Origin of the sequence: Nodularia sp. UHCC 0506 (genome assembly GCF_034931045.1) — a bacterium.
Lineage (GTDB): Bacteria > Cyanobacteriota > Cyanobacteriia > Cyanobacteriales > Nostocaceae > Nodularia.
Genome location: NZ_JAYGHH010000082.1, coordinates 1 through 10062, shown reverse-complemented (window position 1 = coordinate 10062; position 10062 = coordinate 1). Strand labels below are relative to the sequence as shown.

Here is a 10062-nt window from a genome sequence, read left to right as displayed (position 1 = left end):
ACTAAATATTTACAGAGTATAAAATTTGAGCATGACTACCGTGTTCACCAACTTGATAAATAGTTATTCTTTCAAGTTTGATGATATATTTGGTTGTAAATGACTCTACTAGATGTATCCAATCAGCTTGGTTAGGATCTCTAGATTTATCTATAGTTTGTCCTAAAGTAATATGGGGATAAAAGGCATTGCCAATATATCGATAGCCGTACTTGATATAATTATTTTTTTCTAAATCATCATATAGTGAAATATCTTTTTTTAAATCTTCTTCAGTAACGATGAGATTGTTTTTTAAAGCTGAAAATACAAAATTATGTAATTCCAAAAATACAAGGGGCTGGTGAAGTATTAAAAAATACCATCCTGGTGATTTATATTCTAATCTAATTAATTTATGTTTTTGTGAATATTGTTGCCTTTGCCAGTAATCTTGCAGATTGAGAATTAAGTTTAACCAGTTAAGAGAATTATCAAATCTTCCTTGTAAAAATGTAATATGAGGAAGATTAGTTACCTTACCCAAAATTGGGTAAAGCGGGCAGATAGATATAATTTTTTGTTGTAATTCTATAATTGATTCGATAGTATCAGGGCTAGGAATTATGGCAATACCAACTTTCATTCTTAACTAATTAGTACAGTACGACGTAAATAAATTTTTGATTTTTGACTTCCGCCCTGCGGCACTAGTAGTCTAATATAATTTGTATCCTTCTCCTGAAAAAAAACTTTACGCGAAAGTATAGCGTTTCAGAGGAATTAAGCACTCTCAAACATTAATGAGCATTGATATTTTAATTGTCGATCACATTCTTCAAGTGTTCGTAATATTTTAAAAGAACCAATTTCTTGAAGTTTTGGCTCAATTAAATAATATTTTTCTAAGTATTCTATATAATATTTCTCGCTTTGCTTGATTGTTAAATCTGGATTTACTTTTACAAAAAAATCATATTTCTCTATTGGTTTATTTTTACCGTTGCAATTTCCTGCGGTTAAATCTACTCTGAAGTTTTGATATTCTAAAAAGCAGTGTACTTGGGGAATAAAATCTAGACCATAGGGCTGAATGATTTTGTTAACACCAGTGATGATTTCGTCATTCAGTCGATAAAAACCTAGAGTTTTATGTATATTTAATCCTAACTCTTCAGCTAATCTAGCTATTATGCCGTGTTTTGTCGTGCAAGTCCCACAATTTTCGGCAAAAATAATTAAAGAGTTTTCGGTATTGGAGTTAAATCCATAGGGGAGATTTTTTACCCAGTTACAAGCTTGGTGAAAGTTACCAATTCCGTGATTGAGAAATTTTTCAGATACCAATCCTCGATTTTCAATCGTGGCATTTGGTAATACTGTAATTGAATCCATGTTTTACCTCACAATTTAAATACAATTACTAGAACTCGGCATCAGCTAACACGACGACCTTGACAGATAGTGGAAATTAAACACGGTACAATGCCATCATCATGAACAGTGATAAAATCAGCCCGTTTACCAATTTCTAGACTGCCACGATTATGAAATAAATCAATAGATTTGGCTGGATTACTGGTAAATAATCTCATGGCTTCATAAATAGGTTTTCCAGTTTTGTGGGCAACGATAAAAATAGATTGCAACAAACTTTGCGGAACGTAATCAGAGGAAATCACATCTACTAAATCCAACAAAACTAATTCCATTGCCGAAACATTTCCAGAGTGAGAACCACCCAAGACTAAATTAGGCGCACCCATCAAAACTTGTAACCCTGAACTATGGGCGGCTTTTGCTGCTTCTATGGTGGTGGGAAATTCCGCTAACACTACTCCATTTTGTACAGCTTCCTGCACATGATCAACGGTAGCATCATCATGACTAGCTAAAGAAATACCTTTGGCTTGAGCCAATTCTACTAAAGCTTTCCGGTTTTTTTGTCCATACATTTGTTGTTTTTGTTGACGAGTTATGATGAGGTTTTCAATTTCTGTGGCTGTCACTCCATGTTTGCCCATGTAATATTCTTTGAACTTGTCTAGATTGATAAACTGTCTTTGTCCAGGGGTATGATCCATCAGGGAAATCATTGATAAGAGGGAATTATTGGCATAATTTTCGGTAATTTGATAAACCTCTTCATAAGCTAGTTCACAGCGCAGGTGTATTCGATGTTCGACAGAAAAGCGTCCTGTTGCTTGTCCCTGACAGATGACATCAATCATGGGAGCAAAGTTAGTTAAACGGGGGGAATCGGCAGCTATATCGCCAATAGCGATCGCATCACATACTGTTGTGACTCCAGCACTGGCTAAGTCTCGGTCATGGTAAACGGCTGCTGCTTCTAAAGGCCACCGAATTCCTGGACGGGGAGACATACAACGTTCTAGATTGTCTGTATGGAGTTCAATCAATCCTGGTAGGAGATAGTCTTCTTGGCCATTCTGTCCACTATTAACTACTCCTGGTTGAATATCGGCAATAATTCCATCTCGAACTAAAAGAGTACCGAGGATTTCTTGATCTGGAAGTTGGAGACGATAGTTGGTATATATTTGTTCATTCATTGCAGGTTAACTCCCGGTTACACAGTCGCGATCGCACTTCTTGATCATGAAAAATGCCAATTAAGGCACAGCCCATACTTTTACGTTCTTCTAGAATTTCCATCACTACTTGGCGATTGGTCGCATCTAGGGCTGAGGTGGGTTCATCTAGTAGCAAAATTGGGAAATTAACTGCAAGGGCGCGAGCTAAATTTACTCGTTGTTTTTCGCCGCCAGAAAAGGTTGTGGGGGAAAGATACCACAAGCGTTCTGGTAGTTGCAGTCGATGAAATAAGTCTTGAACTTTGGCAAAGGCGACTTTTGGATCTTCGCCTAAATCCAATAAAAGTTCTGCGGCAACTTCTAGGGCTGGTACTCTGGGAATTACTCGTAAAAACTGGCTGACATATCCAATGGTTTTTTGCCTCACGGCTAAAAGTTCATGGGGTAGAAGTTGACATAAATCGAGCCAATGTCCTTTGTGTTTGACCCATACTGAGCCGCTATCAGCACGATAGTTGCCGTATATACAGCGCATAAATGTAGATTTACCGGAACCAGATGCGCCTGATAGGGCTACACATTCTCCAGGATTTAAGGTGAGGGAAACTTTTTTGAGGACTGGTAAGCGTACTCCTCCTTGTTGATGGAGAATGAAGCTTTTATGTAGGTTTTCAATGTGTAGGAGGGTGTGAGAATGGATGTTAATTGGTGGGTGATGGTGGTTGAGGGTTAGCATTTTTTTATCTCACGCAAAGGAGGAAAGAAGGAAAGAAGGAAAGATTATGGTGTGAGGGCGGCGCTGACTAGGAGTTGGGTGTAGGGATGTTGTGGATCGTCTAGTACTTGGTCGGTTAGTCCTGATTCCACGACTTGTCCTTGTTGCATTACTAGTAAGCGATGGGCTAGGAGTCGGACAACGCCGATGTCATGGGTGACTAAAATTACACTTAAATTAAAGTTTCTGACTAGCGATCGCAATAAGTCTAATAAGCGTGCTTGGACTGATACGTCTAGTCCGCCTGTGGGTTCATCCATTAATATCAACTGTGGTTGCGTTACCAACACACGGGCAAGTTGTAGCCTTTGCTGCATCCCTCCAGAGAAAGTTGTTGGCAAGTCATCCATTCGCGTTGGATCAATTTCTACTTGTTGTAACCAGTGCGCCGCTTCATCCCGAATTTTGCCATAGTGTCGGACTCCAATATCTAGTAATCGTTCACCAATGTTTGCTCCTGCACTTACTTGCATTCGTAAGCCGTCACGAGGATTTTGTTGGACAAAACCCCACTCGGTTCGCATCAACCAACGGCGTTGATGTTCTGGAATTTGGGTGATCTCTAAATATTTTTCCTGGCGACTTTTGTAAATAACGTTACCTTTATCGATAGTAATATTATTGGCGATCGCTTTGAGCAAAGTAGACTTGCCCGACCCTGATTCGCCGACAATACCGAGAACTTGCCCAGGATACAAATCAAAAGAGATGCGATCGCAAGCCTGGATTTGATTGTAAGATTTACTTAGTTCTTGTATCTGTAAAATAGGCTTCATGTTAATTCGTAATTCGTAATTAAGATATCCTTTGCTGCTGTTGCTGACGGCAATAGTCTGTATCTGAACAGATCCACAGCCTGCCTCCTTTGTCATCAATTAATACCTCGTCTAGATAACTTTCAGTAGAACCACATAACTCACAGCCTTGATGCCATCGTTCCACAGTAAAGGGGTGGTCTTCAAAGTCGAGGCTTTTAACTTTGGTATAAGGTGGTACGGCATAGATGCGCTTTTCTCTTCCAGCACCAAATAATTGGAGTGCTGGATTCATCTGCATTTTGGGATTATCGAAACGTGGTATGGGACTAGGACTCATTAAATAACGGTCATGCACCATGACGGGGTAATCGTAGGATGTGGCAATGTGTCCGTGGTTGGTAATATCTTCATACAGCTTGACGTACATTGGCCCGTACTCTTCTAGGGCGTGCATTTTGCCCGTTTCTACAGATGAGGGTTCGAGCCAGCGTAAAGGTTCGGGAATTGGGACTTGGTAAACTAAAATTTGTCCTTCCCTCAGTGGTGTTTCGGGTATGCGGTGGCGGGTCTGGATCAGGGTGGCTTTTTCTGTTTGTTCTGTTGTTTCTATCCCGCACACTTTTTTGAAAAAGCGGCGAATATTCACGGCGTTGGTGGTGTCGTCTGCACCTTGGTCAATGACTTTGAGAACATCAGTTTGACCAATTACGGCCGCTGTGACTTGCATTCCTCCAGTTCCCCAGCCGTATGACATGGGCATTTCTCTAGAGGAAAAGGGAATCTGATGTCCTGGGATAGCAATGGCTTTGAGTAAGGCGCGACGAATTGAGCGTTTGGTTTGTTCGTCGAGGTAAGCAAAGTTGAAGCCTGTCTGGGTTTGGGTTTGTGATTGGGGCATTTTTTTAAACGCAGAGTCACGCAGAGATTTTTAGACAAAAAATTCCATGTTTTCGTAGGGGGATTGTTTCGCGGCGGCGATTCTGGTTGATAGGTTCCCTACGTGTAGTTCTAATTTGTGGTGGTCTGGGTCGAGAATATATATAGAATCTCCTTCGCTGGTGTTTTGTTTCCATTGTTTGATGCCAAGTTTGAGCAAGCGATCGCTATATTCTGGAAAGTCATGTTCAGAAATAGTAAAAGCAATATGTGTGTATTCGGTTGCAGGACTGGTGCGGGTGTGGGAATCCCAGGATAGGCACAGCCATAGATTACCTGCTATTAAGTAAGCTCCTTGTTGCCATTTAGCGATCGCTTGACAACCTAAAACTTGGGTGTAGAAATTAAAAGATTTTTCTATATCGGCAACTGATAAAGTTATATGGTTAATTCCTGTAATCATTTGGCTTTTCTCACTTTCTCTTTTTCTCTCTGCGTCTCTGCGTGAGGCACATCATGATTCTTCTCTGGCTGTTGATTTTGTCGCATTTTGCGTACTAAATTTAACTCTGCCTGAAAGTCAATGTAGTGAGGCAATTTCAAGTGTTGGACAAATCCCTGTGCTTCTACGTTGTCAGAGTGAGAAAGTACAAATTCAATATTTTGAGCCGGACTGTCTACCCTTTCACCCAATTCTTCAGATCGCATTGCCCTATCTACTAAGGCCATTGACATAGCTTTGCGCTCATTGTAGCCAAAGGTTAGCCCATAACCACGAGTGAATTGGGCGGGTAATTCTTTACTACCTTGAAACTGATTCACCATCTGCACCTCAGTCATTGTTATATCCGCGATCGCGATTTCAAATCCCAATTCTTCAGGACAAATTACTACTTCTACTTCTCCCATGCGAATTTCCCCCGCAAATGGATGATTTCTGCCGTAACCTCGTTGAGTAGAGTACGCCAAAGATAGTAAAAAGCCCTCGTCTGCACGCGCTAAATTCTGAAGTCTCGCATCCCTTCCCGCCGGAAAGGTGAGGGGTTGGCGAGTTAAATCAAACGGTGGGGATGTGGGAGAACCATCATTTATCTCTGCCTGGATTAACCCTTCTTGATCTAATGTGTCAATTACCCAGGGAACAGGTTCATTACTGGCTTCTGCTTCCGGTGCTGACGAAACTTCACTTTCTGCCATTAGCTGAAAATCTAGCAAGCGGTGAATGTAGTCAAAGGTCGGCCCTAAGTTTTGTCCTCCTGGCACATCTTTAAAGATGGAGGAAATTCGCCGTTGAATTTGCATTTGACTGGTGTCTAGAGGCTGGCTGTAGTAAAAGCGTGGCAGTGTTGTGCGATAGGCTCGAATTAAAAAAATTGCCTCTACTAAATCACCCCAGGATTGTTTGATGGCTAAGGCTGCTAATCCTCGGTCATATAAGTTGCCTTCGCACATCACCCTTTCTACAGCTAAGGTCAATTGTTGTTCAATTTGGTCTAGGGTTAGTTCGGGAATAGCCGGATTACCCCGGCGCTGGCTTTGGAGTAATGCTTCTGCATTTTGGATTGCTTGTTCACCGCCTTTGACTGCAACGTATGGCATGATTTTTATCTTTAATAAAAAATACTGTGTTTCAGCTAATATAGGTTTTAAGTTTCAACCTTGCTGCTTCAATCCTCATATTTGAACAAATTGGCGATAGCGCATCTTTAATAACAACAAGAATCTCAATCATAGACCTGTCGTTTTGCTGTGCGTGGTAGCCCCATGACTGTATTTTCTGCTAATAGAAAAACATCAATGCCAAGTGGATATAATTGGTTATTTTTTGCCCAGAAATCCCAAAAATAGTTGGGAAGTTTTGGGGTAATAATTTGTTTGTCTAAAATTCCTGGGCCTGTCAATATTACAGGTTGCCCTGCTTGCCAACTTTCGACTTGGATCAATAACGTTGTGGCAGTTTCGGGTTGTTCGGCTGTCCCCTGATGAAAACTAGATAATTGTGACAGTGATGGCAGTTCGTGAATTAAGGCAAAGTCGGATTTTTCGGGTTCTTCTGTAAATTGACAGCCAGTATGGAATAGTAACCAGTCTTTTACTTCGGGTGCAAAACCCGGTTGCAGCCAGACCTGAACATCTAAATCTAGGAGTGTCAAACAAGCTGCGGCACAAGCCAGTTTTAATCCTGTGGGCGTAGTTAAATTAGATGTAATATTAAATACTTTTGCTGGTCGAGAACTAGCATCAAGTAAAGCCCGAAACGTTCGTTGAGAGTCGTGAATCGGGTCTGAAAAGCCTGGTAAATGGGTAAATGTTGGAGTCATTTGTAAATTTTGATTAAGTAAGTCGGTGCAATAAAACCAAACTATGTGAAGAAAAGTAAATAAGGCTCAAACTCTTTCTCCCCCTGCCCCCTGCCTTATTCCAACAATAATTATTTACGCCGACCTACTTATTCTCCCCTCACCATTGTGAGAAAGTTGACTTTAGTGGCTGAGGTTTGGCGTTTTTTGAGTTCTTGCCGTTGCAGATTGGCTGTTTTTAGTGGTTGAATTACTTCAGATTGAATCTGATCATGCCATTCAGGACTTTGCAGTAGGGCATCACAAAAGGCTGCTAATTCAGCATGACGATGCGATCGCCCTCCTATATAACCAAAACCGACGATGCTTTCTGATTTGGCTGGGCTTTCTAGTTGGACTACACAGCGAGTAATAGTCATATCTCCGAGATTAAATGGTTTTCCTGTACCCCCTGTACTTCCTTGAACCATCGTTAAACCAATCTCCGGAGAACGTAAAAAACTATAACTGGGTAATGTGTCTAACTTGCTTACCAATGCTTCGAGTTGCTTTAGTTCGGCTTTAGCCAGTGTTTTCATCCAAGTTTGTCTTTGGGTTATGTTAGCCATTGTCTTCAAGGATGTAAGTAATTATGCTATTGAATATCTGAGAGTTGATTCCCCAATCCCTTTTTCATGTCTTAACCTGTTCTTAAATTCATCTAGACATCTAGATGAAAATACAGTAACTCAATTCTATTCAGTTGACAACCTAAATACAGATAATTATTTTATGAATCATGAACTAATGCCTATTTACGCCAAAATTGCTGCCCAGTTACGAGAGAATATCCATCAAGGGATTTATCAAATTGGCGACCAATTACCGACAGAAACGAAGTTAGCAGAACAATTTGCCGTCAATCGTCATACATTAAGACAAGCGATCGCACTCTTGAAAAATGAGGGGTTACTCAGAGTTGATCAGGGGCGAGGTACGTTTGTCGCTGCTAAAACTATTCGCTATGCTATCGGTAAGCGAGTGCGTTATAACCAAACCCTGAAAGGTCAAGGTTGGCAAACCAGATTTCAGCTACTCCGGATCTTGGAAGTACCTGCTGATCGGGCTGTTGCCAAAGGCTTAGAGATGAAGCTTGGTGAACCTGTGGCTTTAATTGAACGTTTGGGTTTAGCGGATGAAGAAGCAATTAGTGTGAGTACAGGATACTTTCCCCTCCAGCGCTTTCCAGATTTTTTAGCACCGCATAACATCAAGATTTTTCGAGAAAAGCAATCAATCTCTTGGTTTTTGCGGCAAGTATATGGATGTGACCATATTCGTCGTAGTACGTGTGTTTCCGCCCGTATAGTTCAGCCTGATGATGCACATTGGTTGCAACTTCCCCTAAATCAACCTATTCTCCTGGCTGAGTCGGTCAATGTCGATCAAACAGGTAATGTGATTGAATATGGTGTGACTCGATTTCGGGGCGATCGCATGGAATTGTTTTTTGAAAACGATTTGAAACCAAAGGAACGGCTGTAATCCAGCCAGGACAGGGAATTAAAGTTAATTATCTTTATTACTGGAACGATGCTTTCCGCAATCCCGCAGTCGAAAAAACCGAAGTTCCCATGCGCTATGACACCTTTGATATGGGTGTAGCTTATGCCTACCTAGAAGGAAGCTGGGTTAAATGTATCTCCATAATTTGTACAAAATTAGCCCTTAAAACCTTTTTGCAGCAATAGTTATAGCTGTTTGAGGTTCTTTGATATTGCCATATATAGGGGAGTAGAGCAATAATTGCACTTATTTATAGATGTTTGTCTATGTGTCAACTTCTAGGGGTCTTTAGAAGTTGACACAAAGCACAGCCAACTGGCACATATAGATACAAGCGGTATATATCTGCGCTGGGCATAGATAAAAACCTATATGATGTTTAGTAGTACGAAATTACTACTAAACTCAACTATTTAGTCTAGATACAAAGTTTTGAACCGTCACACCCGGATTGGTGCAATATGCTTGCAAGCATATAGGCGGTATTACAAAGTAATTTGTGTGGCAGAAAATCTGTACACAATCGTACACCATAACGAGTGTTGGAATATTCCAGCAGTCAGGCTGATCAAGCTACTCCTCCCGATTAACCAGCACCCCATCCACACACGTAATTCCCCACTGCGGAAACTTCGACATAAGCTTCTTGATCAGGATTTGCAAAGCAGGATCATCATTCCAGCACTCGTGAAGAAACTCAAAATCAGGTTTTTCCCGAAGTATCCCTGCCATTTTTAGTTTTTCCATCCGTTTTGGTCGCGCTTTTAAGCGGGTTGCGATTCCTTCAGTTGACCATTTTTCATCATTGTGGTCAGGTGCGGCGGAAAGAGTGTGGTGATGATGGGTTTTGTCCTCATCGCCCGAAACCTTGTTTTCACCTATCAGCGTAGTTTGTTCAATTTGGGCAACGGGCGCGGCGGAATAAGTGCCTTCTCTACGAGACGCTGCGCGAACATGACAATATTTCGGCTCAACACTGAAATTTTGGTTTTCTCCCTCCAAAAAAGCAGATTCGCCCTGTACAGCATCCACAAGCGCCAGCGATGTGCAGTCCATTACCGTAGGTAACTCTTCTTTTTTTTCTTCCACGCCCTCAATAATCTGAGGCGATGCACCCCCCAATGGTGCGATCGCCGTCTCCTCACAGTGCGAGTTTTCGTGTGGCGTGGAAGAATCACACCTCACAATCTCTTTTGAAGAGTTTGTGAGGTGTTTCTGAGAAGTTCGTGAGGTTTCACAGAATGCTTGCTCTGATTGGGTTTGAGTTGAAACTT

12 protein-coding genes and 1 pseudogene are annotated in these 10062 nt (G+C 41.3%); 2 read left to right on the top strand and 11 right to left on the bottom strand.

Annotated features, from left to right (window positions below):
• Nucleotide 1 precedes the first annotated feature (1 nt).
• From VB654_RS24585 to phnG, 10 genes are all read right to left on the bottom strand, one after another.
• Nucleotides 2–625, bottom strand: coding sequence for a hypothetical protein (locus VB654_RS24585; RefSeq protein WP_323216455.1), 624 nt, complete (start codon nucleotides 623–625; stop codon nucleotides 2–4).
• A 137-nt stretch (nucleotides 626–762) separates the two neighbouring features.
• Nucleotides 763–1374 (bottom strand): hypothetical protein, encoded by a 612-nt coding sequence (locus VB654_RS24580; protein ID WP_323216454.1) that lies wholly within the window; start codon nucleotides 1372–1374, stop codon nucleotides 763–765.
• A 41-nt stretch (nucleotides 1375–1415) separates the two neighbouring features.
• Nucleotides 1416–2552, bottom strand: a complete 1137-nt coding sequence (phnM, locus tag VB654_RS24575; protein WP_323216453.1) for a phosphonate metabolism protein PhnM — start codon at nucleotides 2550–2552, stop codon at nucleotides 1416–1418.
• A complete protein-coding gene (phnL, locus tag VB654_RS24570) occupies nucleotides 2545–3270 on the bottom strand; it encodes a phosphonate C-P lyase system protein PhnL (RefSeq protein ID WP_323216452.1) in 726 nt (241 codons plus the stop codon). Before phnL ends, phnM begins: the two co-directional genes overlap by 8 nt.
• 44 nt (nucleotides 3271–3314) lie before the next feature.
• Nucleotides 3315–4085, bottom strand: coding sequence for a phosphonate C-P lyase system protein PhnK (phnK, locus tag VB654_RS24565; protein ID WP_323216451.1), 771 nt, complete (start codon nucleotides 4083–4085; stop codon nucleotides 3315–3317).
• A gap of 19 nt (nucleotides 4086–4104) precedes the next feature.
• On the bottom strand, nucleotides 4105–4965 hold the full coding sequence (locus VB654_RS24560) for an alpha-D-ribose 1-methylphosphonate 5-phosphate C-P-lyase PhnJ (RefSeq protein WP_323216450.1): 861 nt from the start codon (nucleotides 4963–4965) through the stop codon (nucleotides 4105–4107).
• A gap of 30 nt (nucleotides 4966–4995) precedes the next feature.
• Nucleotides 4996–5406: a fosfomycin resistance glutathione transferase gene (locus VB654_RS24555; protein ID WP_323216449.1), complete on the bottom strand. Its 411-nt coding sequence runs from the start codon at nucleotides 5404–5406 to the stop codon at nucleotides 4996–4998.
• The gene (locus tag VB654_RS24550; protein ID WP_323216448.1) at nucleotides 5403–6542 is read right to left on the bottom strand and encodes a carbon-phosphorus lyase complex subunit PhnI; all 1140 of its coding nucleotides are present in this window, start codon (nucleotides 6540–6542) and stop codon (nucleotides 5403–5405) included. The genes VB654_RS24555 and VB654_RS24550 overlap by 4 nt, the downstream gene beginning before the upstream one ends.
• 125 nt (nucleotides 6543–6667) lie before the next feature.
• Nucleotides 6668–7264 (bottom strand): phosphonate C-P lyase system protein PhnH, encoded by a 597-nt coding sequence (phnH, locus tag VB654_RS24545; RefSeq protein ID WP_323216447.1) that lies wholly within the window; start codon nucleotides 7262–7264, stop codon nucleotides 6668–6670.
• A 128-nt stretch (nucleotides 7265–7392) separates the two neighbouring features.
• Complete coding sequence (phnG, locus tag VB654_RS24540; RefSeq protein WP_323216446.1) at nucleotides 7393–7851, bottom strand: phosphonate C-P lyase system protein PhnG; 459 nt, start codon at nucleotides 7849–7851, stop codon at nucleotides 7393–7395.
• A gap of 163 nt (nucleotides 7852–8014) precedes the next feature.
• Here phnG and phnF point away from each other — a divergent pair, with 163 nt between their 5' ends.
• On the top strand, nucleotides 8015–8767 hold the full coding sequence (gene phnF / locus VB654_RS24535) for a phosphonate metabolism transcriptional regulator PhnF (RefSeq protein ID WP_323216445.1): 753 nt from the start codon (nucleotides 8015–8017) through the stop codon (nucleotides 8765–8767).
• A complete protein-coding gene (locus tag VB654_RS24530; RefSeq protein WP_323216456.1) occupies nucleotides 8767–8973 on the top strand; it encodes a Mu transposase C-terminal domain-containing protein in 207 nt (68 codons plus the stop codon). Before phnF ends, VB654_RS24530 begins: the two co-directional genes overlap by 1 nt.
• A 388-nt stretch (nucleotides 8974–9361) precedes the next feature.
• Here VB654_RS24530 and VB654_RS24525 read toward each other — a convergent pair.
• Nucleotides 9362–10062, bottom strand: a pseudogene (locus VB654_RS24525) (hypothetical protein); the annotation flags it as partial.